This window comes from Streptomyces longhuiensis (genome assembly GCF_020616555.1).
GTDB lineage: Bacteria > Actinomycetota > Actinomycetes > Streptomycetales > Streptomycetaceae > Streptomyces > Streptomyces longhuiensis.
In genome coordinates, this window is the sequence record NZ_CP085173.1 from 1,975,747 (window position 1) to 1,998,495 (window position 22,749).

Consider the following 22,749-nt stretch of genomic DNA (forward strand, 5'->3'; position numbering starts at 1 on the left):
GTCACCTTGCGGCGCGGCACACCGGTCGCATTCATGGGATACCCTCGACGATTCCGCCCGGTAGTCAAATTTGAGGAATACGTCATCGCTGCCCACAGGCGTCCCGTGGCATCACTCCCCGAGATCTCCGAACTGGTCCGCTGCTGCGCTGTCTTCGTGCCCGGCGACCCGGCACGCGAAGGAAGAGTCGCCTTCTGGCGCCCCGACGGCGGGCGGCCTCCGCACACCGAGGCCGGCACGCCCGAGGAGCTGAGCCTCGCCGTGCCCGCAGGCACCGGTGCCGCACGCGAGTCCGTACCCGCCGTCCTGCTGCCCGTACGCGCCGCGCTGCCGGTCCTCACGCGCGCGCGTGCCACCGCGCAGGCGCACCCGACCGCCGTCTTCTGGGGCGCCGCCTCCGTGCTCGCCCTCCAGTTCGCGGCGCGCGGCCTGCTGCTGCCCGGGCTCACGCCGACCGACCACGACGCCTGGCGCGCGGGCCCGCTGCGGGCCGAGGATCTGGAGCGGGTCGGGGAACTGGCCGCCGCGATGCCGCCCGCGGCCCACGCGACACCCCTGGACGGTCCGGGTCCGCTGCGCCTCCCCGCGCCCGAGGCGCTGCTGCGCGCCTTCCTCGACGCCGTCGCCGACACCCTGCCCCGCTCCCCCGCGGCGAGCCTCGCGGCGGGCGCGCGTCCCTTCGCCGCGCCCGAGCCGCAGCAGGTGCCCGAACACCGCGCGTGGGCCGCCGATGTCGCCGCGGGACACGACGCGGGCGTGCGGATCTCGCTGCGCGTCGAGGTGCCGGGCCTCGACCGGACCGTACCGGGAGCCGAGGACGAGGAACACGTCGCCTTTCGCGCCGTGCTCCAGATGCACAGCGTCAGCGACCCCGCGCTGGTCGCCGACGCCGCCGAGGTCTGGGCGGCGTCGGGCGCTTCGGCCAGGACGTTCGGGCCGCGGGCCCGCATGGACGCCCTGCTCGCGCTGCGGCGCGCAGCCCGCGCCTGGACGCCCCTCACGCCGCTGCTCTCGGCAGCCGTCCCGGACGCGCTCGACCTCGCGGACGAGGAGATCACCGACCTGCTCGGCGCCGGTGCGCGGGCCCTCGCGGCGGCGGGTGTGGACGTGCACTGGCCCCGGCAGCTGGCGCGCCGGCTGAGCGCACGCGCGGTCATCGGCCCTCCGGACGAGGCGTCACCCGGAGGGAGGGACCCGGACCGGCTCCGGAGGGACACCCCGTCGTTCCTCGCGGCGGACGCGCTCCTCGCGTTCAACTGGCGCCTCGCGCTGGGCGACCAGGAGCTGAGCCGGGAGGAGCTCGACCGGCTCGCCGAGGCCAACCGGCCCGTGGTCAGGCTGCGCGACCAGTGGGTTCTCGTCGACCCGGAGGAGGCCCGGCGCGCCCGCGAGCACCAGGACCGCAAGGTCACGCCGATCGACGCGCTCGGCGCGGTCCTGACGGGCTCCACGGAGGTCGACGGCCGCCGCGTCGACGTCCACCCGACGGGCTGGCTCGCGGAGCTGCGGGAGCGCCTCGCCGACCCGGAGGGCATGGAGCCCGTCGGACAGCCCGCGGCGCTGGCCGCCGACCTGCGCGACTACCAGCTGCGCGGCCTGAACTGGCTGGCCCGGATGACGTCCCTCGGCCTCGGCGCCTGCCTCGCCGACGACATGGGCCTGGGCAAGACGATCACGCTGATCGCCCTCCACCTGCACCGGCAGACCGCACCGGAGACCGCCGCCCCCACCCTCGTCGTCTGCCCCACGTCCCTCATGGGCAACTGGCAGCGCGAGATCGAGAGGTTCGCGCCCGGCACCCCCGTACGCCGCTTCCACGGCGGGCACCGCAGTCTGGAGGACCTCGCCGCCGGCGAGTTCGTGCTCACCACGTACGGCACGATGCGGCTCGACGCCGCGCAACTCGCCGCCGTCGACTGGGGCATGGTCGTCACCGACGAGGCACAGCACGTCAAGAACCCGCACTCGGCGACCGCGAAGGAGCTGCGGACCATCGGCGCACGCGCGCGCGTGGCGCTCACCGGCACCCCCGTGGAGAACAACCTGTCCGAGCTGTGGGCGATCCTCGACTGGACGACCCCGGGGCTGCTCGGAAAGCTCGGCACGTTCCGCACGCGTTACGCGCGCGCGGTGGAGGAGGGCAAGGACCCCGCCGCCGCCCAGCGCCTGTCCCACCTGGTGCGTCCCTTCCTGCTCCGGCGCCGCAAGTCGGACCCCGGCATCGCGCCCGAGCTCCCGCCGAAGACCGAGACCGACCGCGCCGTGTCGCTCACCACCGAGCAGGCGGGGCTCTACGAGGCCGTGGTGCGCGAGACGCTCGCGGAGATCTCCGGAGCGGACGGCATCGCCCGGCGCGGACTGATCGTCAAACTCCTCACGGGGCTCAAGCAGATCTGCAACCACCCGGCCCAGTTCCTCAAGGAGGACGAGCCGCGCATCCCGGGCCGCTCCGGCAAGTTGGAACTCCTGGACGAGCTGCTCGACACCATCCTCTCCGAGGACGCGAGCGTCCTGGTCTTCACGCAGTACGTGCAGATGGGGCGCCTGATCGAGCAGCATCTGGCGGCGCGCGGCGTGGCCTCGCAGTTCCTTCACGGCGGCACGCCCATCGCCGCGCGCGAGGCGATGGTGGGGCGCTTCCAGGAGGGCGAGGTGCCGGTCTTCCTGCTGTCCCTGAAGGCCGCGGGTACGGGCCTCAACCTCACTCGCGCCGAACATGTCGTGCACTACGACCGCTGGTGGAACCCCGCGGTCGAGGCACAGGCGACGGACCGCGCGTACCGGATCGGGCAGAACAGGCCGGTGCAGGTCCACCGGCTGATCGCGGAGGGGACGATCGAGGACCGGATCGCCGACATGCTGGTCCGCAAGCGGGAGCTGGCCGACGCGGTGCTCGGCTCCGGCGAGGCGGCCCTGACCGAACTGACCGATTCCGAACTGGCCGATCTGGTCGAACTGCGAGGGGGCGCACGATGACGGACCGTCACGAGTACGACGACGACCTGTTCGACACCGAAGGCGACGGCGAGGGGGCCGGCGCGTCGGATGAGGAACGTGTCTTCGCGGCGCTGGCGCCCGTCCCGGGGCGCGGCTTCGCGCAGTCGTGGTGGGGGCAGACCTGGCTCAAGGCACTGGAGGACACGGCGCTCGACCTCCAGCAGTTGAAGGCGGGGCGCAGTCTGGCGCGCGCCGGGTCCGTGGGGGCGGTCTCAGTGCGGCCCGGGCGGGTCACCGCGGTCGTCGGGGACCGGGGCGGCGCCGTGTACCGCGCCGACGTGCTGCTGCAACGGCTGAGCGAGGAGGAATGGGACCGCTTCCTCGGGATGGCGGTCGAGCGGGCGGGGCACATCGCGGCGCTGCTCGACCGCGAGATGCCGCCGCACCTGGTCGAGGACGCGGCGGCGGCCGGCGTGGAACTGCTGCCCGGTATCGGCGACTTGGAGCCGCGCTGCGGGTGTGACGCGTGGGACCACTGCGCCCACACGGCGGCGCTCTGTTATCAGCTGGCCCGTCTCCTCGACCAGGATCCGTTCGTACTGCTGCTGATGCGCGGGCGTGGCGAGCGGGCGCTGCTCGACGAACTCCAGGTGCGCAGCGTCGCGTCCGCCCCGTCCGGGTCCTCCGCCGACGAGGAGGCCGGCGAGGAGCCGTCGGACGCGGACGGTGTCGACGCCACGGAGGCCTTCGCGGCGGGGAGCATACTGCCGCCGCTGCCCGCCGCTCCCCCGGTGCCGCCCGAGGCGGGGCCCGTACCGTCCCTGGACACGGAGTCGGAGCCGCCCATCGGGACGGATGTGGCGGCGCTGGAGTTCCTCGGGGCGCGGGCGGCCGCCGAGGCGCACCGGATGCTGACGGATGCGCTGACCCCGGGCCATGAACTCCGCACACCGGATCAGGAATTGATGATCCATCACGATGCCGTACGACTGGCCGCGGGCTCCCCCGAGGCGCGGATCGGGGCCCGGCTCGCGGAGGGGTCGGGGCGGGACGGCGAGGGTCTCGCGGCGGCCGTGCTGGCGTGGGAACACGGAGGCACCGCCGGCCTGTCCGTCCTGGAGGACGAGTGGACGCCGGACGCGGAGACCGCGGCACGCGCGCGTGCCGCCGTCGAAGCGGCCTGGGACGCCGGGGAGCGCCCGTCGTTGCGGGCGACCGGCAATCGGTGGACGGCCGCCGACTCGGGCACACAGGTCCGCCTCGGCCGCGACGGCCGCTGGTGGCCGTTCCGCGAGAACCGGGGCCGGTGGCTCCCGGCGGGCACGGCGGCCCATGACCCGGCCGCGGCGCTGTCGACCGCCGTCGGGGACGAGTGACGTCCGGCCGGGGTGAACACGCGCCTGCGTCCGCCCCGGCCGCCGCCCGTCCGACAGGCCACCGCAAGCGCTTACCCCCGCTCCCTACCGAACCGTTCCCGCCCTCCGTAAGATCCCCGGCGCAAGTGGTCCAGTCCACTCACGCGCTTGGAGTGCTCCATGAACCTCGGTCGCCGTACCGTGCTCACCGCCCTCGGATCCGCCGCCGCACTCGCCGCCTCCGCGCCCGGTGCCACCGCCGAGAGCGCTGCGGTCTCCCGCACCCCGGCCGGCGACGCCCTGGCCCGGCTGCTGCCGCGCCACCACGACCAGGTCACCTTTCGCACCCTCCCCCACCCCGCCGTCGGCTCGGGCGACGCGTTCAGGGTGTCGGGGTCCAGAGGCCGCGTCCTCGTCGAAGGCACCACGCCCGCCGTGCAGTTGACGGGCTTTCACCACTACCTCCGCCACCACGCCCACGCGCACTTCTCGTGGACCGGCGAGCAGACCGAGTCCCTGCCGGCGCGGCTGCCCGGCCTCACCACCCCCCTGACGCGCGGCGCGAACGTCGCCCACCGGTTCGCCTTCAACGACACCAACGACGGCTACACAGGCCCGTATCACGGCTGGGACTACTGGGAGCGCGAGCTCGACGTCCTCGCCTTGCACGGCTTCAACGAGGTCCTCGTCCACCTCGGCGCCGACACCGTCTACCACCGCACGTTCCAGGAATTCGGTTACGACGACGCCGAGATGCGCGCGTGGATCGCGGGCCCGGCCCACCAGCCGTGGTGGCTGCTGCAGAACATGTCCGGGTTCGGCGGCCCCGTGTCGCGGCGGCTCCTCGACCGGCGTGCGGCGCTCGCCCGCAGAGTCGTCCGCCGGATCCGCGAACTCGGCATGACCCCGGTGTTCCCCGGCTACTTCGGTACCGTCCCGCCGGGCTTCGCCGACCGGAACCCGGGCGCGCACACAGTCCCCCAGGGCGATTGGGTCGGCTTCACGCGCCCCGACTGGCTCGACCCGCGCGACCCGCACTTCGCCAGGATCGCGGAGACGTTCTACCGCGCGCAGAGCGACCTGCTCGGCGACACCACCATGTACAAACTCGATCTGCTGCACGAGGGCGGCAAGCCGGGCGACGTGCCGGTCGGCGAGGCCGCCAAGGCGGTCGAGAAGGCGCTGCGCACCGCCCATCCCGGGGCGATCTGGAACATCCTCGGCTGGCAGACCAACCCGCGCCGCGACATCCTCGACGCCGTCGACCGCTCGAAGATGTTCATCGTCGACGGTCTCTCCGACCGCTTCCCCTCGGTGACCGACCGCGACAAGGACTGGGCGGGCACGCCCTACGCGTTCGGGTCGATCTGGAACTTCGGCGGCCATACGACGATGGGTGCCAACACCCCCGACTGGGCTTCACTGTACGAGAGTTGGCGCACCAAGGAGAACAGTGCCCTGAACGGCATCGCGCTCATGCCCGAGGGCGCCGACAACAACCCGGCCGCGTTCGCCCTCTTCAGCGATCTGCCGTGGACGGACGGCCCGGTCGAGCTGAAGAGCTGGTTCGAGCAGTGGCCGGTGCAGCGCTACGGCGGGCACGACGCGCACGCGGTGGCCGCCTGGGACGTCCTGCGCCGCACCGCGTACGGCACCACGCGCGCGGACAGCTGGAGCGAGGGCCACGACGGCCTGTTCGGCGCCCGGCCCGACCTGGACGTCTCCAGCGGGGCGTCATGGTCGCCGGGCGCGCTGCGGTACGACCCGCAGGAGTTCGCGCGCGCCCTGCCCGAACTGCTCGCGGTCGCGCCGGGCTTGCGCCGCAGCTCCGCGTACGCCTACGACCTGATGGACGTCACCCGGCAGACGATCTCGCACCGCAGCCGCATCCTGCTGCCGCGGATCAAGGCCGCGTACGACGCCGAGGACCGCGCGGCGTTCGAGGAGCTGACGGGTGAGTGGTTCACCTGGCTCGGGCTGCTGGAGGAGACCGTCGCCACACAGTCGCGGCACCTGCTCGGGCGCTGGATCGCCGACGCGCGCGCGTGGGGCGCCGACGAGGAGGAGCGGGACCGCCTCGAGTACGACGCGGTGTCCCTGGTGACCGTGTGGGGTCCGCGTTCGGGCGCCGACGACGGGGGTCTGCACGACTACGCGAACCGCGAGTGGGCCGGGCTCATCGGCGGCCTCTACACACTGCGCTGGCGGACCTACTTCGACGGGCTCGCGGCCGCCCTCGCCGACGGCACGTCACCTCGGCCGGTCGACTGGTACGCCCTGGAGGACGGCTGGGTCCGGGACCACCCGGCGTACTCCGCACGGCCTTCGGGCGACATCGTCCGTATCGCCCGCAAGGTCGCCGCACGGATCTGACCACGCGGCACGACGGCCGGAGCCGGTGCCCTCCGCCGCGCGAAGGGCACCGGCCGACTCGGCTAGCGGATCGGCAGACCCGAGAGGGTGCGGGCGATCACCAGGCGCTGGATCTCGCTGGTGCCCTCGAAGATCGTGTAGATCGCCGCGTCGCGGTGCATGCGCTCGACGGGGTACTCGCGGGTGAAGCCGTTGCCGCCGAGGATCTGGATGGCCTGACCGGTGACCTTCTTGGCGGTCTCGCTCGCGAAGAGCTTCGACATGGAGCCCTCGGCCGACTCGAACTTCTTGCCCGTGGTCGCCATCCAGGAGGCACGCCACACCAGGAGTCGCGCCGCGTCGATCTGCGTGCGCATGTCGGCGAGCTGGAAGGCGACGCCCTGGTTGTCGATGATCGGGCGGCCGAACTGCGTACGCGTCTTGGCGTACTCCAGGGCCTCCTCGTAGGCGGCGCGGGCCGTGCCCACCGCCATTGCGCCGACGGCCGGGCGGGACGCCTCGAACGTGGCCATGGCGGCGTTCTTCACGCGCTCGCCGCCGCCGGCCTTGGCGCGCTCACGGGCGCGTGCCATGCGCTCGTCGAGCTTGTCCTTGCCGCCGAGCAGGCAGGAGCCGGGGACGCGTACGTCCTCGAGGACGACCTCGGCGGTGTGCGAGGCGCGGATGCCGTGCTTCTTGAACTTCTGGCCCTGGGACAGACCCGGCGTGTTCGGCGGGACGATGAAGGAGGCGTGACCCTTGGAGCCGAGCTCGGGGTCGACGACGGCGACGACGACGTGGACGTTGGCGATGCCGCCGTTGGTCGCCCAGGTCTTGGTGCCGTTGAGCACCCACTCGTCCTTGGCCGCGTCGTAGACGGCACGGGTGCGCATGGAGGCGACGTCGGATCCGGCGTCCGGCTCGGACGAGCAGAAGGCGGCGACCTTGACATCGTTGGCGTCGCCGTACATCTGGGGGATCCAGGTGCCGATCTGCTCCTCGGTGCCGTTGGCGAGGACGCCGACCGCGGCGAGCCCGGTCCCGACGATCGACAGGGCTATGCCCGCGTCACCCCAGAACAGCTCCTCCATGGCCATCGGGATGCCGAGACCCGTCGGGTCGAAGAACTGCTGAGCGTAGAAGTCCAGGGAGTAGATTCCGATCTTGGCGGCTTCCTGGATGACCGGCCACGGCGTCTCTTCGCGCTCGTCCCACTCGGCGGCCGCGGGACGGATCACATCGGCGGCGAACCCGTGGAGCCAGTCCCTGACTTCCTTCTGCTCGTCGTTCAGATCCATCGTGAACTCGGCCATGACCCCTCCAGCACTGCGTACACTTCACACGTTACTTGCGGTAACGGCAGTCTGTTACTCGCCAGTAGCCCCTGTCAACTCCCGGCAGCCCGTTCGATGCCCCCAGGGCGTCGAGTGTTACGTTTCGCGTGCGTCAGGCCATCGCACGGGCGGGGAGAAACCTCATGGAGACCACACAGCGGACGGAACAGCAGACGTCTGCCGAGCGCCGGCGGCGTGAGCTGCTGGAGGCCGCGGACCGCGTGGTGCTCCGCGACGGGCCCGGTGCGTCCATGAACGCCATCGCGGCCGAGGCGGGCATCACCAAGCCGATCCTCTACCGGCACTTCGGCGACAAGGGCGGCCTCTACGCCGCGCTCGCCAAGCGCCACACCGACGCGCTGCTCGCCTCGCTGCGGGCCGCGCTCGACGCCCCGGCCGAGCGCCGGCAGCGGGTCGAGTCGACACTCGACACCTATCTCGCGGCGATCGAGGCGAGCCCTCAGGTGTACCGCTTCCTCATGCACCCCTCGGAGAGCGTGTCCGAGAGCGCAGCGCCGGGCGAGCAGGGCTTCTACGTGGGCAAGCACTCCGCTCCCCTGCTGCGCCGCATGGGCGAGGAGCTCGCCGAGGTCATCGAGGAGCGCGTCGACCTCGGCCCCGGCAGCCAGCAGCTCGCGCGGGTCTGGGGCCACGGAATCGTCGGCATGATGCACGCCGCGGGCGACTGGTGGCTCGGCGAAAGGCCCTGCTCGCGGAGCGAGTTGGTCAGCAGCCTGGCCGACCTGCTGTGGGGCAGGCTCGCGGCGGCGGGCGACAAGGTGGGCGGGCCGGGGTTCTAGCCCGGAGGATCTAGGACGCCGCCGTACCGGTCGCCCAAGGGGCCCGCGCCGCCTGGCGCAGCACCCTGCGGCGGCGCCACCCCGTGACGTGGTCCGTGTAGACCCGCCCCTCCAGGTGGTCGCACTCGTGCTGGAGACAGCGGGCGAACCAGCCCGTGCCGTGCACGACCAAGGGCTCTCCCCGCACGTTCACGCCCTCCACGAGGACATGGTCGAAGCGGGGCGTGCCCGCCTCCAGGCCCGGCAGCGAGAGACAGCCCTCCGGGCCGCGCACGACCACGCCGTCCGCCTCGACGAGGCGCGGGTTCACGATGTGCCCGAGGTGGCGGACGTCCTCGTCGTCGGGGCAGTCGTACACGAACACCCGCGCGGACTCACCGATCTGGTTCGCCGCGAGGCCCACGCCCTGGGCGGCGTACATCGTCGCGTACAGGTCTTCCACAAGACGGCCGAGCGAGGGCCCGAAATCTGTCACCTCCTCGCAGGGCGTGTGCAGCACGGGATCACCGAGCAGGGTCAGGGGTCTTACGCGCCCGGAGGCGCCCGGGATCGAGCCGTGTCGCATGGCCGTAAGGGTACGGTCAGGGCGAGCCCCGGATCCGGGGTGGTGCCGCGGTTCGGGCTCAAAGGTGGATCTCGATAGGCTGACTCCACCAGGCGATGCCGGGGGCAGGCGCGGCGCCGTACGCAAGGAGGATCCAGAACGATGTCAGGCAACTCGGAGCCGCTGACTCCGCGGGCCAAGCTGGCCGTCACGGCGGGCAAGGCGGCCGCGGCGGTGTCCCGCGCGGCGGGCCGCGGCAGCGGATCGGTGATCGGCGGCAAGGTCGCGCTCAGGCTCGACCCCGAGCTGCTCGGGCGGCTTGCGCAGCATCTGGACGTGGTGCTCGTCTCGGCGACGAACGGCAAGACCACCACCACGCGGCTGATCGCGGAGGCCCTGCGCGCCGCCGGCCCCGTCGTGTCGAACGCGCTCGGCGCGAACATGCCCGCGGGCATCACGTCGGCGCTCGCCGGCGGCTCGGACGCGAAGTTCGGCGTGATCGAGGTCGACGAGAAGTACCTCGCGGGCGTCGCCCGCGACACCGCGCCCAAGGCGATCGCGCTGCTCAACCTCTCGCGCGACCAGCTCGACCGCGCCGCCGAGACCCGCATGCTCGCCGAGAAGTGGCGCGAGGGCCTGGCCGGTTCGAAGGCGATCGTCATCGCGAACGCGGACGACCCGCTGGTCGTCTGGGCCTCGTCCTCCTCGCCGAACGTGGTGTGGGTCGCCGCCGGTCAGGAGTGGAAGGACGACGCGTGGTCCTGCCCGTCGTGCGGCGGCGTGATGCAGCGCCCCGGCGACGACTGGTACTGCGGCGAGTGCGGCTTCCGCCGTCCGACGCCCAGCTGGGCGCTCCAGGGCGACTACGTCCTCGACCCGCACGGCTCGGCCTGGCCGATCCACCTCCAGCTCCCCGGCCGCGCCAACAAGGCGAACGCGACCTCGTCGGCCGCTGTCGCCGCCTGCTTCGGCGTGCCGCCCCAGGTGGCCCTCGAGCGCATGTACCAGGTGCAGGCGGTCGCGGGACGCTACGACGTCGTGCAGTTCCTGGGCCGTGACCTGCGTCTCCTGCTCGCGAAGAACCCGGCGGGCTGGCTCGAAACGTTTTCCCTGATCGACCCGCCGCCCACTCCGGTGATCCTTTCGGTCAACGCGCGCGGCGCCGACGGCACCGACACCTCCTGGCTGTGGGACGTCGACTACACGCGTCTGGCCGGTCACCCGATCTTCGTGATCGGCGACCGCAGGCTCGACCTCGCCGTGCGGCTCGAGGTCGCCGGCCTGGACTTCCGGGTCTGCGAGAGCGTCGACGAGGCGGTGCAGTCCGCCCCGCCCGGGCGGATCGAGCTGATCGCCAACTACACCGCGTTCCAGGACGTCCGCCGCCGCGTCGGCAACTGAGACCCCGCAGAGGATTCATGAGCATGAGCGACAACGGCCTTCGTCTTGTCTGGGTCTACCCCGACCTCCTGAGCACGTACGGCGACCAGGGCAACGCCCTCGTCGTGGAGCGACGCGCCCGCCAGCGCCGCCTCGACGTGCACCGCCTCGACGTGCGCAGCGACCAGCCGGTGCCCACCTCGGGCGACATCTACCTGATCGGCGGCGGTGAGGACCGGCCGCAGCGTCTCGCCGCGGAGCGGCTGCGCCGCGACGGCGGTCTCCAGCGGGCCGTGGCCAACGGCGCGATCGTCTTCTCGGTCTGCGCCGGTTACCAGATCCTCGGCCACGAGTTCATCAACGACCTGGGCGAGCGCGAGCAGGGCCTCGGCCTGCTCGACGTGGTGTCCACGCGTGGTGAGGGCGAGCGGTGCGTCGGCGACGTACTGGGCGACATCGACCCGCAGTTGGGGCTCCCCCCGCTGACGGGCTTCGAGAACCACCAGGGCATCACGCACCTCGGTCCGTCGGCGCGGCCCTTCGCCCGCGTGCAGATCGGCAAGGGCAACGGCACGGGTGACGGCACGGAGGGCGCGTTCAACGACACCGTGTTCGGCACGTACATGCACGGCCCCGTCCTCGCCCGCAACCCGCTGATCGCGGACCTGCTCCTGAAGCTGGCCCTCGATGTCAACGCGCTGCCGCCGGTCGACGACCGCTGGTACGAGGCGCTGCGCAACGAGCGGATCACGGCGGCTCAGCAGCCCGCCTGATCACGCTCCCGCACAAGTGAGCGGGGCAGTCCAGCAGGCGGACGCCGGGTGCGTCCCCGCCCCCTCCCGCCGGTAGGGTGGCGGGGATCCAGCCCGGACGACGTGGTCCGGTCATCGGCCCACGTTGCAAAGGTTTTCGGGCTATGCGTATTGGTGTCCTCACCTCCGGCGGAGACTGCCCCGGCCTGAACGCGGTGATTCGTTCGGTCGTGCACCGTGCCGTCGTCGACCACGGCGACGAGGTCATCGGCTTCCACGACGGCTGGAAGGGCCTGCTGGAGTGCGACTACCGCAAGCTCGACCTGGACGCGGTGGGCGGCATCCTCGCCCGCGGCGGCACAATCCTCGGCTCGTCGCGGGTCCAGCCCGCGCATCTGCGCGACGGCGTGGAGCGGGCCAGGGGCCATGTCGCGGATCTGGGTCTGGACGCGATCATCCCGATCGGCGGAGAGGGCACGCTGAAGGCGGCCCGCCTCCTGTCCGACAGCGGCCTCCCGATCGTCGGCGTACCGAAGACGATCGACAACGACATCGCTGTCACGGACGTCACCTTCGGCTTCGACACGGCCGTCGGCGTCGCGACCGAGGCGCTCGACCGCCTCAAGACGACCGCCGAGTCCCACCAGCGCGTCCTGATCGTCGAGGTCATGGGCCGTCACACCGGCTGGATCGCGCTGCACTCGGGCATGGCCGCGGGCGCCCACGCCATCGTCGTGCCGGAGCGCCCCTTCGACATCGAGGAGCTGGCCACGAAGGTCGGCGAGCGGTTCTCCGCGGGCAAGAAGTTCGCCATCGTCGTGGCCGCGGAGGGCGCCAAGCCCGCCCCCGGATCCATGGAGTTCGACGAGGGCGTCAAGGACATGTACGGCCACGAGCGCTTCGCGGGCATCGCCACGCGGCTCTCCGGTGAGCTGGAGCAGCGCCTGGGCAAGGAGGCCCGCCCGGTGATCCTCGGTCACGTCCAGCGCGGCGGCACTCCCACCGCGTACGACCGGGTGCTCGCCACGCGCTTCGGCTGGCACGCCGTCGAGGCCGTGCACCGCGGCGAGTTCGGCATGATGACGGCGCTGCGCGGCACGGACATCGTGATGGTGTCGCTCGCCGAGGCCGTGGAGACGCTGAAGACGGTTCCGCAGGAGCGGTACGCCGAGGCGGAGTGCGTTCTGTAGTTCCTGCTTGAAGAGTCTGCCCCCGGTCGCAGCCGCGACCGGGGGCAGTTCTACTCTGGTGCGGACAGACAGCCCACAACCAGTACCAATCAGGAGCCGGCGGATGGATCACAGCGGGCACGGCATGAACATGGATCTGCCGCCGTTCACGCTGGGGCGAGGCCTCGCATGGTCGGCGGACCCCTTCTTCCTGATCGGGTGCCTGGTGGCGCTCGGCCTGTACGGCTGGGGCGTCGTGCGGCTCGCGCGGCGCGGTGACAGCTGGCAGGTGGGCCGCACGCTGTCGTTCGTCGTCGGCGTGCTGACCGTGATGCTGGTGATGTGCACCAAGCTGAACGACTACGGCATGGTCATGTTCTCCGTGCACATGGTGCAGCACATGGTGATCAGCATGCTGTCGCCGATCCTGCTCCTGATGGGCGCCCCGATCACGCTCGCGCTGCGGGCGATGCCGGTGGCGCGGCGCGGTGCCAAGGGGCCGCGCGAGCTGCTCCTGATGTTCCTGCACAGCCGGTACATGCGGATCATCACGCATCCCGCGTTCACGATCCCGCTGTTCATCGCGAGCCTGTACGCGCTCTACTTCACGCCGATCTTCGACACCCTGATGGGTTCGAAGGTCGGGCACATCGGCATGATGGTGCACTTCCTCGCCGTCGGCCTGATCTTCTTCTGGCCGATCATGGGCGTGGACCCGGGACCGCACCGCCCCGGCTACGTGATGCGGATGCTGGAGCTCTTCGCGGGCATGCCCTTCCACGCGTTCTTCGGTATCGCGCTGATGATGGCGTCCGGGCCGATGATCGGCACGTACGAGCACCCGCCGGCCTCGCTCGGGATCGACGCGCTGGCGGACCAGACGGCGGCGGGCGGCATCGCGTGGGCGTTCAGTGAGGTGCCCTCGGTGCTCGTCCTGCTCGCTCTGCTGTTCCAGTGGAAGAAGTCCGAGGACCGGCAGGCGCGCCGCAAGGACCGGGCCGCCGACCGCGACGGCGACCAGGAGCTGGCCGCGTACAACGCGTACCTCGCCTCACTGAACACACGCGGGCAGTAGCGCGGGGCGCCCCTGAGGGGTGACCATGGTGTTCAGCCGTGGTCCGGGCGCTGCGCCGTCCGGGTTGCCGGGAGGAGGCGGGCGATGCCCGGATCGATGAAGACGATGGGGGTGCTCACCGTCGGCGCCCTCGTCGCGGTGACGGCCTACACGGTGGCACTCGGGAGCAACGGCTGGCTGTGGTTCGGCTGGGTCGTGCTCGGTCTGCTCACCCTCGGGATGGCCGCGTCGCGCAGCACCTGACGCGTGGCCGGTGCCGCGCGAGAGCGGGTCCCGAGCCTCAGAAGCGGAAGACGTATCCGGTCGACGCTTGCATCGTGCACGCGTTGGCGTACGTCTTCTGCCAGGTGATCTGCTTGCCGCGGTACGTGCCGCTCGCACTGACAGTGACCGGGGCGTAGACCTGGGTGCACATCTCCGGATCCGCGGCGAGCGCGTCCAGGTTCCCGTGCGCCCTGTCGAGTGCGCCGCACGCCTCGGACGCGTGCGGGTGGTGTCCCCACGCCTCCGGCTCGCAGCGCAGGAGCTCACCGCGGATCCACGAGCCCTGGTCCCCGGAGACGGTGAGGAAGACCCCTTGGGGCGCGGGCGGGTCGGTGGCTGCGGCGCGGGCGGGGCCGGCCGCGGCGAGGGCGGTGAGGGCCGCGGCGAGGGCGGTGAGGACTGCGGCGGCGAGAACGTGCGGACGCATGCGGGACCTCCGGTGAGGGCGCGGGACGAAGGGAGGCCAGGGCACTCCCTGCGCCGTGCGGCCACCAAGCGGACGCGCCGTACGGTCCCCCGGCCGGAGGTCCGGCGAGGTCCGAACGGGCTCTCGCGCGAGGGCCGCCGATTGGTTACTGTGCGCACGCATCTGGATCCACGGGGAAGGCGGCCCAGCATGTTCTACCGACTGCTCAAGTACGTGATTCTGGGCCCATTGCTGCGGCTGGTCTTCCGGCCCCGCATCGAGGGGCTCGAGCACGTGCCGGAGTCGGGCGCGGCGATCGTCGCGGGCAATCACCTGTCGTTCTCGGACCACTTCCTGATGCCGGCCATCCTGAAGCGGCGCATCACGTTCCTGGCGAAGGCGGAGTACTTCACGGGGCCCGGCATCAAGGGCCGGCTGACGGCCGCGTTCTTCCGCAGCGCCGGTCAGATCCCCGTGGACCGCTCCGGCAAGGAGGCGGGCCAGGCCGCGATCCGCGAGGGCGTCGGTGTGCTGAGCAAGGGCGAGCTGCTCGGGATCTACCCGGAGGGCACGCGCTCGCACGACGGGCGGCTCTACAAGGGCAAGGTCGGTGTGGCCGCGATGGCCCTCAAGGGGCAGGTCCCGGTGATCCCCTGCGCGATGATCGGCACCTTCGAGGCGCAGCCGCCCGGCCAGGTCATCCCGAACCTCCACCGTGTGACGATCCGCTTCGGCGAGCCCCTGGACTTCTCGCGCTACGCGGGCATGGACGGCGAGAAGGCGATCCTCCGCGCGGTCACGGACGAGATCATGTACGCGATCCTCGGCCTGTCCGGCCAGGAGTACGTCGACAAGTACGCGGCCGACGTCAAGGCCGAGGCCGAAGCGGCCAAGGAGAAGGCACGGAAGTTCCCGCGGATGCCGCTGAGCTGAGCTTGGGGCAGCTCGGGCGCCCGGCGGCGACGGCATGAAGACGGCCCGGCCCCTGGGGAGGCCGGGCCGTCTCAGGTTCACCGCGGGACGGTGGTTACGGCTTGGGCGTGGCGTGCGGGGTGCAGGTCACGTCCTTGCTGTCCGTCTTGCCGGTGAGCAGGTAGGTGTCGACCCGGTCGTTGATGCACGGGTTGGTCAGGCCGGTGACACCGTGGGAGCCCGCGTCCTTCTCGGTGATCAGGCGCGAGCCCTTGAAGCGCTGGTGCAGTTCGACGGCGCCCTTGTAGGGGGTGGCCGCGTCACGGGTGGACTGGACGATCAGAACGGCGGGCAGGCCCTTGCCGGTCTTCACGTTCACGGGGGTCTGCTGCTTGGTGGGCCAGGTGGCGCACGGCAGGTTCATCCACGCGTTCGCCCACGTCATGAACGGATAGTCCTTGTGCAGACGCGTGTTGTCGCGGTCCCACTTGTTCCAGCTGGTGGGCCACTTGGCGTCGGCGCACTCGACGGCCGTGTAGACCGCGTTGCCGTTCTCCGACGAGGCGTTGCCCGCGGTGTCCGACATGTCGGGGGCCACGGCGTCGACGAGCGCCTGGGTGTCCCCGGCGACGTACTTGCTCCACACCTGCGCGACCGGCACCCACGACGAGTCGTAGTACGGGGCGCTCTGGAAGAAGCCGATCAGCTCGGCGGGGCCGACGACGCCGCCGATGGGGTTCTTCTTGGCGGCGGCGCGCAGCTTCAGCCACTGGGCCTCGACCTTGGCCTGCGTGTCACCGAGGTGGAAGGAGGCGTCGTTCTTCGCCACCCACGACGTCCAGTCGTTCCAGCGGCCCTGGAAGGCGACGTCCTGGCCGAGGTTGGCCTCGTACCAGATGTTGTCGCGCGACGGGTCGACGACGCTGTCGACGATCATGCGGCGGACGTGGCCCGGGAAGAGCGTGCCGTAGACGGCGCCCAGGTACGTGCCGTAGGAGACGCCCAGGTAGTTGAGCTTCTTCTCGCCGAGGGCGGCGCGGATGACGTCGAGGTCGCGCGCGGTGTTCGGCGTGGTCATCTGCGGCAGCATGTCGCCGCTCCGCTCGGCGCAGCCGTCCGCGTACTCCTTGGCGAGCTTGCGCTGGGCGAGCTTGTCGGCCTCGGAGTCGGGGACCGGGTCGGCCTTGGGGGCCTTCACGAACTCCTGCGGGTCGATGCAGGAGATCGGCGCGGAGTGACCGACGCCGCGCGGGTCGAAGCCCACGAAGTCGTACGCCTTCGAAGTCTTCGTCCACAGCGGGTTCTTGGAGGTCACGCGCGCCGGGAAGCGCATGCCCGAGCCGCCGGGGCCGCCCGGGTTGTAGACGAGGGCACCCTGGCGCTCGTCCTTGGTGCCGGTGGAGCCGATGCGGTCGACGGCCAGCTTGATCTGCTTGCCGTACGGCTTCGCGTAGTCGAGCGGCACCGTCACCCAGCCGCACTGGATGGGCTTGGCTATGCCCCAGTCGGCGGGGCAGTCCTTCCAGTCGATGCCGGCCTTGGCGGCACGGTCCGCCGCGACGGCCGCACCGCGGGCCTCACGGTCCTGGCCGGTCCGGGAGTCCGCGCTCGCCACCGGCGCCGCCATCGCTCCGGCAATCAGGGTCGCCGCCACCAGGGTTCCGGCGGAGCCGATCACCGCCGTCCGGCTGCTTCGACTGGTAAGTCGAGTCCGTCTCAACTGAGGCCTCCGTACATCGATTCGATCGTTACTTCGATCGGGTTCTCGATCAGTACGGGGATCCTTGCGCCTGCACCGTCCCTGACAACAGAGACAGTTGACGTTCTTTACCAATCCGATAAACGGTATAACTCGTCCCGGTGAGCGGAATGGGCCCGTACGGTCGTTTGGTGCGGACCGGCCGGGCCCCCTCGGGCTGTCGCTCAGGCCAGGCGACGCAGGGCGTCGTCGAGTGTTCCGCGCAGCCGCAGCGCGTCGGACGCGAGGGCCGTGACCAGCACAGCGGGCCCGGCGAGCGGCGTCAGCGCGGCGTTCTCGCCCAGCAGTGCGGGCGGCGGCCTGTCCTTCTCGAACTCAGGCTTGACGAGCACGAGTTGACCGAGCGCCCGGTGTCCCCCGAGCACGGCGGGGCCGTCCCAGCCGCCCGGTGCGCCCGGACCGCAGGCCAGCTCCTGGTCGAGCAGCGGCCGGCCCGCCCGGTGGACGGTGAGCCGGCTGGTGAGCCGGCCGGGCTCCTCTGCGGTGCGGCCGAGCACCTGCTCCTCCCGCAGTACGAGCCGAGCGCCCGGGGCGAGCTCGGCCCGTGTGGTGACGCGCAGGTCGCTCTCGCACGCGGAGATCAACTGCTCGGGCAGCCAGTGCAGTTCGGCCCCGTCGTCGACCGTGAGACGGACGTCGTAGCGCGCCTCGCCCTTGGCCTGGCCGGGCAGGGCGATCGTCGCGGCGACGGACCCGATGCGCAGGCAGGCACCGGCCGTCACATGCGCCTCGACACTCATGTGATCGCCGCCCAGCGGCCCGCTCATCGCGCCGACGAGCATGACGCGCGCGTCGGGACCGGTCGAGCGGATGCGGCGCAGGGCCAGGGAGCCCTCTCCGTCGAGGACGGGCAGACAGGTGCCGCCCCGGCCGTCGTCGCTCGCCGTGATGCGGGCCGTGGAGCGTACGCCCGCTGTCATGCCGTCCACACGGTGAGCTGTCCGCGCACCCAGTCGGCGACCTCGCGCACACCGTCGGCGGAGCGCAGGGACTGGAGGACGACGGGGAGTTCGGCGCGCTGCGCCTTGGCGTCGGCGGACATCCGGGCGAGGTCGGAGCCGACGTACGGGGCGAGGTCCGTCTTGTTGATGACGAGCAGGTCGGCGGTGGAGACGCCGGGGCCGCCCTTGCGCGGGATGTCGTCGCCGCCGGCGACGTCGATGACGAAGACCTGCGCGTCGACGAGGCCGCGCGAGAACGTGGCGGTGAGGTTGTCGCCGCCGGACTCGACGAGGATCAGGTCGAGCGGCCCGACCTCGTCCTCCAGGTCCTCCACGGCCTCCAGGTTGGCGGAGATGTCGTCGCGGATGGCGGTGTGTGGGCAGGCGCCGGTCTCCACGGCGGTGATGCGCTCGGGCGGCAGCACGGCCTCGCGGAGCAGGAACTCGGCGTCCTCACGCGTGTAGATGTCGTTCGTCACGACGGCGAGGGACAGCTCGTCGCGCAGCGCGCGGCAGAGCGCGGCGACGGTCGCCGTCTTCCCGGAGCCGACGGGGCCGCCGAGGCCTATGCGGAGGGCGCGGCGCGTGCCGTCGGGACGGCGGGCGTCGGCGCTGACCGCGGCGGGGCCGTCGTGCGAGTGGTCGAGGTGCATGGTGTTACTCCAATCGATCTGTGGGGAGGACGGGGCGCCCTGGGGCGCCTGTTCACGTCCTACGACGCGAACAGGCGAACAGCCCAGGCCGCGTGGGCCTCGGCCCCCACCTCCAGGAGCGGCGCGGACGCCGCGGGCAGTGAATCCACCCCTTCGGTGACGGCGCGTGCCGCCGCCTCGGCGGCCGCCGTCGCGACGCGGTCGATGTCGTCCGCGAGACGCGCGAGCCCCGCCGTCGCGTCGAACGGATCGAGGCTGAGCAGCCTGACTGTCGCGGTGGCGGGCCCGCTGACGCTCTCGTACGCGGAGCAGTACGCGGCGTCGACGGGGCCGAGGCCCGCGGCCCGCGCGGTGAGGCCGAGGACCACCGGCTGGTGCGCCCCCTTGGGGAACCGCCCGGCGAGCGCGTCGAGTTCGGGATGCGGCCAGGCCGCGCGCGCGGCGCGCATGAGCTGTCTGCCGAGCCTGCGCGCCGCGGTGCGCAGGGCGGGCGACGGCGTACGGGCGTCAGCGGCCTCGTCCAGGGTGACCGGGTCGAGGCCGAGCGCGGCGGCGGCCGCCAGGGACGCCGACACCAGTCCTGTGGTGTGCAGACGGCCCCGGCAGAATTCCTCCAGGCTCGCCGCCCCGGTGATGCGTCCCGCCTTGACGGCGGCCTCCGCCCCGCCGGAGTGGGCATGCCCACCGGCGGGGAAGCGGCCGTCGGCCAGGACGAGCAGTGCGGCTCGTGTCATGACTTCTTCTCGACCCGTCAGAACAGGAAGTACCGCTGGGCGAGCGGCAGTTCGGCGGCGGGCGCGGGCTCGACGAGCTCGCCGTCGATGGTGACGGCGAAGCTGTCGGGGGCGACCTCGACCCGCGGCAGCGCGTCGTTCTCCCGCATGTCCGCCTTCGTGCGTCCCCGCGTCGAGCGGATCGGCACGAACTTCCTGTCGAGACCGAGACGTTCGGGCAGACCGTCGTCGAGGGCGGTCTGCGTCACGTAGAAGAACGAGTTCGAGGCGGGAGCCCTGCCGTGGGCACCGAACATGGGGCGGGGCAGGACGGGCTGCGGCGTGGGGATGGACGCGTTGGCGTCACCCATTTGAGCGTATGCGATCTGGCCGCCCTTGATGACGAGCTGCGGCTTGACGCCGAAGAACTGGGGGTCCCAGAGCACGAGGTCGGCGAGCTTGCCGGTCTCGACGGAGCCGATCTCGTGGTCGACGCCCTGTGCGACGGCCGCGTTGATCGTGTATTTGGCGACATAGCGACGGGCGCGCCGGTTGTCGGCGCGGGTGTCGCCGGGCAGTTGGCCGCGTCGGCGCTTCATGACGTGCGCGGTCTGCCAGGTCCGCAGGACGACCTCGCCGACGCGGCCCATCGCCTGGGAGTCCGAGGACATGATCGAGATGGCGCCGATGTCGTGGAGGACGTCCTCGGCCGCGATGGTGGTCGGCCGGATCCGGGACTCGGCGAAGGCCAGGTCCTCGGGGACGGCCGGGTTGAGGTGGTGGCAGACCATCAGCATGTCGAGGTGTTCCTCGACGGTGTTCACGGTGTGCGGCCGTGTCGGGTTGGTCGAGCTCGGCAGCATGTTGGGCAGCGAGACGGCCGTGATCATGTCGGGTGCGTGTCCGCCGCCCGCGCCCTCGACGTGGAAGGCGTGCAGGGTGCGGCCGGCCACGGCGTCGAAGGTGGCGTCGACGAAGCCCGCCTCGTTCAGGGTGTCCGTGTGGACGGCGAGCTGCGCGCCGGTGTCCTCACAGACGTTCAGGCAGGCGTCGATGACGGCGGGGGTCGCGCCCCAGTCCTCGTGAATCTTGAAACTGACGGCGCCCGCGCGCAGTTGGGCGTACATCGACTCGGCGGACGTGGTGTTGCCCTTGCCGAGGAAGCCGATGTTGACGGGGCTCGACTCCATCGCCTCGAACATGCGGGCAAGATGCCACGAACCAGGGGTGATCGTGGTCGCCTTGGAGCCCTCGGCCGGGCCGGTGCCGCCGCCGATGAGCGTGGTGACACCGGAGGCGAGCGCCTCGTCGACGATGGTCGGCGAGATGAAGTGGATGTGGGTGTCGATGGCCCCGGCGGTGACGATCTTGCCGTTGCCCGCGAGGATCTCGGTCTCGGGGCCGATGACGAGGTCGGGGTGGACACCGTCCATCGTGTCCGGGTTGCCGGACTTGCCGATCGCGGTGATCCGGCCGTCCCGGATACCGATGTCGGCCTTGACGATGCCCCAGTGGTCGATGATCACGGCGCCGGTGATGACGGTGTCGGGGGCGCCGTCTGCGCGCGTAGCGCGTGACTGCCCCATGGACTCGCGGATCACCTTGCCGCCGCCGAACACCGACTCGTCACCGGAGAGTCCGGGGCCGCCGGAGCGGTCCTCCTCGATCTCGATCAGCAGGTCGGTGTCCGCGAGGCGGATGCGGTCGCCCGTGGTGGGGCCGAACAGGTCGGCGTAGGCGGCGCGGGAGAGTTCAGCCATCGAGGGCACCTCCGGTCCGGCCCCGCAGTCCGGGCACGATGCGCCGGCCGGCCAGGGGCACGAGTTCGATGTCGACAGGGATTCCGGGCTCGAAGCGCACGGCGGTCCCCGCGGCGACGTTGAGTCGCAGACCGTGCGCTGCGGCACGGTCGAACTCCAGACCGGGATTGGCCTCGGCGAAGTGATAGTGGGAGCCGACCTGGACGGGCCGGTCGGCGGCGTTGAGCACGGTCAGACGGGTGACCTCGCGGCCCTCGTTGAACACGACGGGCTCGTCCGCGAACAGGATCTCTCCGGGAATCATGGAAGCGCTCCCCCGTCAGACGATCGGGTCGTGGACGGTGACGAGCTTGGTGCCGTCGGGGAAGGTCGCCTCGACCTGGACATCGTGGATCATCTCGGGGATGCCCTCCATGACGTCGTCGCGCGTGAGCACCTTGCGACCGGACGACATGAGTTCGGCTACGGTCCGGCCGTCACGGGCACCTTCGAGAATGTGCGACGTGACGAGAGCGATCGCCTCGGGATGGTTGAGCTTCAGACCCCGGGCCCGGCGCTTCTCGGCCACGTCGGCGGCCACATGAATGAGCAGTCGTTCCTGCTCGTGCGGGGTCAGTTGCACGGCTCCCACCTCACAGTCCTTCACTCCGGACCGTGCGGGGTCCGGCTGCCGCGGCCACCGCGACGGGTATAGATGTAACACACAAGAAATACGAACGATCTTGTGCATCCCGGTTACAAAAGCCCCTGGTGACGTGCGGTGCAGGCTAATTGCGGGGAGTTTCAACGAGGTTAACCACCCCTTGACCCACCCATGACCGCCAGCTGGGTTCACCCATACCCGTCAGGGCCCGCAGACCGTTCTGCAAAGTTTCGACATGGACCCCCCGAACAGCGCCTGCCGCGCGGCTCCGGCAGGCCGTGACCACCGGGGCGCCGTGGCCACCGGGGCGCCGTGACCACCGAGGCCGGGAAGGGCGCGCAGGTGCGGGGGGGGCGCGTCGGCGCCGCCGATGATGCGGCCATGACTCGAACCGGTGGACCTCATCGGCCAGTTCATGGCGCCGGGCGCGGGTGGAACACCGCTGCGCCCGGGCTCGTACGCGCGCTTCTTCCGTGGGCAGCACGAGAAGCGGGGAGCCGACGAAGGGACCGAGGAGCAGCCCAAGTCGCTTGATCGAGGTACCTATTGAGGTCTGGCAGACTCTTGAGGCCTCTCAGACGCACCTGGCCGCCTACCGGGTCAGCCGCATGTGCCGGACCTGCCCAGCCTCCTGGCCCGACCCATCTCCGCTCATCTCCCGACCTGTCCAACTTCCCAACAGGCCCGACTACCTGACCTCCGGCCCCCGATGCTCCGCGGCGATGCCGAAGCGGTGGCGGTCGCCACCGGTGGACGAGGTCGAGGTCGAGCCGATGCCGGAGACGGAGCTGATCACCTGTTCGTCCTCCGGCTCCCCCAGGGCCTCGAGGCGCTCGAGATCGGCGGCGGAGACCAGCGCGACGAGCGGCTTTCCGTGCCGGGTCACGACGACGCGCTCCCCGCCGTACACGACGCGGTTGATCAGATCGGCGAGCTCAGCGCGGGCTTGCGTCACCGGAATCTCGTAGGCCATGTCCTCCAGCTTAGACCGGGCCCACAG

The 22,749-nt window shown here is 71.5% G+C and carries 21 protein-coding genes; 10 read left to right on the forward strand and 11 right to left on the reverse strand.

Annotated elements, in window-relative coordinates; all coding sequences use genetic code 11:
- The first annotated feature begins 33 nt into the window (after positions 1–33).
- The 3 genes from LGI35_RS09340 to LGI35_RS09350 all read left to right on the forward strand — a co-directional run bounded on the left by LGI35_RS09340 (position 34) and on the right by LGI35_RS09350 (position 6,665).
- Positions 34–2,976: a DEAD/DEAH box helicase gene (locus tag LGI35_RS09340; protein ID WP_227293430.1), complete on the forward strand. Its 2,943-nt coding sequence runs from the start codon at positions 34–36 to the stop codon at positions 2,974–2,976.
- Positions 2,973–4,313 carry an SWIM zinc finger family protein gene (locus LGI35_RS09345; protein ID WP_227293431.1) on the forward strand — a complete coding sequence of 447 codons (1,341 nt, stop codon included), beginning with the start codon at positions 2,973–2,975 and terminating at the stop codon, positions 4,311–4,313. Before LGI35_RS09340 ends, LGI35_RS09345 begins: the two co-directional genes overlap by 4 nt.
- A 159-nt stretch (positions 4,314–4,472) precedes the next feature.
- Complete coding sequence (locus LGI35_RS09350; RefSeq protein ID WP_227293432.1) at positions 4,473–6,665, forward strand: alpha-N-acetylglucosaminidase; 2,193 nt, start codon at positions 4,473–4,475, stop codon at positions 6,663–6,665.
- A gap of 62 nt (positions 6,666–6,727) precedes the next feature.
- On the opposite strand, the gene LGI35_RS09355 is transcribed toward LGI35_RS09350, so the two are convergent.
- Complete coding sequence (locus LGI35_RS09355; protein WP_116500184.1) at positions 6,728–7,957, reverse strand: acyl-CoA dehydrogenase family protein; 1,230 nt, start codon at positions 7,955–7,957, stop codon at positions 6,728–6,730.
- Positions 7,958–8,121: 164 nt separating this feature from the next.
- On the opposite strand from LGI35_RS09355, the gene LGI35_RS09360 reads away from it, so the two are divergent.
- Positions 8,122–8,778, forward strand: coding sequence for a TetR/AcrR family transcriptional regulator (locus LGI35_RS09360; protein WP_227293433.1), 657 nt, complete (start codon positions 8,122–8,124; stop codon positions 8,776–8,778).
- 10 nt (positions 8,779–8,788) lie between these two features.
- On the opposite strand, the gene def is transcribed toward LGI35_RS09360, so the two are convergent.
- A complete protein-coding gene (gene def, locus LGI35_RS09365; RefSeq protein WP_227293434.1) occupies positions 8,789–9,343 on the reverse strand; it encodes a peptide deformylase in 555 nt (184 codons plus the stop codon).
- 141 nt (positions 9,344–9,484) lie between these two features.
- Between def and LGI35_RS09370 the strand changes: the two genes are divergently transcribed.
- From LGI35_RS09370 to LGI35_RS09390, 5 genes are all read left to right on the forward strand, one after another.
- Positions 9,485–10,723: a Mur ligase family protein gene (locus LGI35_RS09370; protein ID WP_227293435.1), complete on the forward strand. Its 1,239-nt coding sequence runs from the start codon at positions 9,485–9,487 to the stop codon at positions 10,721–10,723.
- Between the two features lie 23 nt (positions 10,724–10,746).
- Positions 10,747–11,475, forward strand: coding sequence for a type 1 glutamine amidotransferase (locus tag LGI35_RS09375; RefSeq protein ID WP_116500181.1), 729 nt, complete (start codon positions 10,747–10,749; stop codon positions 11,473–11,475).
- 143 nt (positions 11,476–11,618) lie between these two features.
- The gene (locus LGI35_RS09380) at positions 11,619–12,644 is read left to right on the forward strand and encodes a 6-phosphofructokinase (RefSeq protein WP_227293436.1); all 1,026 of its coding nucleotides are present in this window, start codon (positions 11,619–11,621) and stop codon (positions 12,642–12,644) included.
- Between the two features lie 103 nt (positions 12,645–12,747).
- The gene (locus LGI35_RS09385) at positions 12,748–13,698 is read left to right on the forward strand and encodes a cytochrome c oxidase assembly protein (protein ID WP_227293437.1); all 951 of its coding nucleotides are present in this window, start codon (positions 12,748–12,750) and stop codon (positions 13,696–13,698) included.
- Positions 13,699–13,782: 84 nt separating this feature from the next.
- On the forward strand, positions 13,783–13,941 hold the full coding sequence (locus tag LGI35_RS09390) for a hypothetical protein (protein ID WP_100597532.1): 159 nt from the start codon (positions 13,783–13,785) through the stop codon (positions 13,939–13,941).
- A gap of 37 nt (positions 13,942–13,978) precedes the next feature.
- On the opposite strand, the gene LGI35_RS09395 is transcribed toward LGI35_RS09390, so the two are convergent.
- Positions 13,979–14,389, reverse strand: a complete 411-nt coding sequence (locus tag LGI35_RS09395) for an SSI family serine proteinase inhibitor (RefSeq protein WP_227293438.1) — start codon at positions 14,387–14,389, stop codon at positions 13,979–13,981.
- A 189-nt stretch (positions 14,390–14,578) separates the two neighbouring features.
- Between LGI35_RS09395 and LGI35_RS09400 the strand changes: the two genes are divergently transcribed.
- Positions 14,579–15,301 (forward strand): lysophospholipid acyltransferase family protein, encoded by a 723-nt coding sequence (locus LGI35_RS09400; RefSeq protein ID WP_227293439.1) that lies wholly within the window; start codon positions 14,579–14,581, stop codon positions 15,299–15,301.
- 94 nt (positions 15,302–15,395) lie between these two features.
- Here the strand turns inward: LGI35_RS09400 and LGI35_RS09405 are convergent, their stop codons facing one another.
- From LGI35_RS09405 to LGI35_RS09440, 8 genes are all read right to left on the reverse strand, one after another.
- Positions 15,396–16,907, reverse strand: coding sequence for an alpha/beta hydrolase (locus LGI35_RS09405; protein WP_227300255.1), 1,512 nt, complete (start codon positions 16,905–16,907; stop codon positions 15,396–15,398).
- Positions 16,908–17,203: 296 nt separating this feature from the next.
- Positions 17,204–17,959: an urease accessory protein UreD gene (locus LGI35_RS09410; protein WP_227293440.1), complete on the reverse strand. Its 756-nt coding sequence runs from the start codon at positions 17,957–17,959 to the stop codon at positions 17,204–17,206.
- The gene (ureG, locus tag LGI35_RS09415; RefSeq protein ID WP_227293441.1) at positions 17,956–18,633 is read right to left on the reverse strand and encodes an urease accessory protein UreG; all 678 of its coding nucleotides are present in this window, start codon (positions 18,631–18,633) and stop codon (positions 17,956–17,958) included. The genes LGI35_RS09410 and ureG overlap by 4 nt, the downstream gene beginning before the upstream one ends.
- Before the next feature lie 59 nt (positions 18,634–18,692).
- Positions 18,693–19,367 (reverse strand): urease accessory protein UreF, encoded by a 675-nt coding sequence (locus LGI35_RS09420; RefSeq protein ID WP_227293442.1) that lies wholly within the window; start codon positions 19,365–19,367, stop codon positions 18,693–18,695.
- A 17-nt stretch (positions 19,368–19,384) separates the two neighbouring features.
- Positions 19,385–21,106 carry an urease subunit alpha gene (locus LGI35_RS09425; RefSeq protein WP_227293443.1) on the reverse strand — a complete coding sequence of 574 codons (1,722 nt, stop codon included), beginning with the start codon at positions 21,104–21,106 and terminating at the stop codon, positions 19,385–19,387.
- Positions 21,099–21,410: an urease subunit beta gene (locus LGI35_RS09430; RefSeq protein WP_227293444.1), complete on the reverse strand. Its 312-nt coding sequence runs from the start codon at positions 21,408–21,410 to the stop codon at positions 21,099–21,101. Before LGI35_RS09430 ends, LGI35_RS09425 begins: the two co-directional genes overlap by 8 nt.
- A 15-nt stretch (positions 21,411–21,425) precedes the next feature.
- Positions 21,426–21,728 carry an urease subunit gamma gene (locus LGI35_RS09435; protein ID WP_116501972.1) on the reverse strand — a complete coding sequence of 101 codons (303 nt, stop codon included), beginning with the start codon at positions 21,726–21,728 and terminating at the stop codon, positions 21,426–21,428.
- Positions 21,729–22,437: 709 nt separating this feature from the next.
- Entirely contained in the window at positions 22,438–22,722 is a 285-nt protein-coding gene (locus LGI35_RS09440; RefSeq protein WP_227293445.1) for a type II toxin-antitoxin system Phd/YefM family antitoxin, read from the reverse strand.
- Between the last annotated feature and the right edge of the window lie 27 nt (positions 22,723–22,749).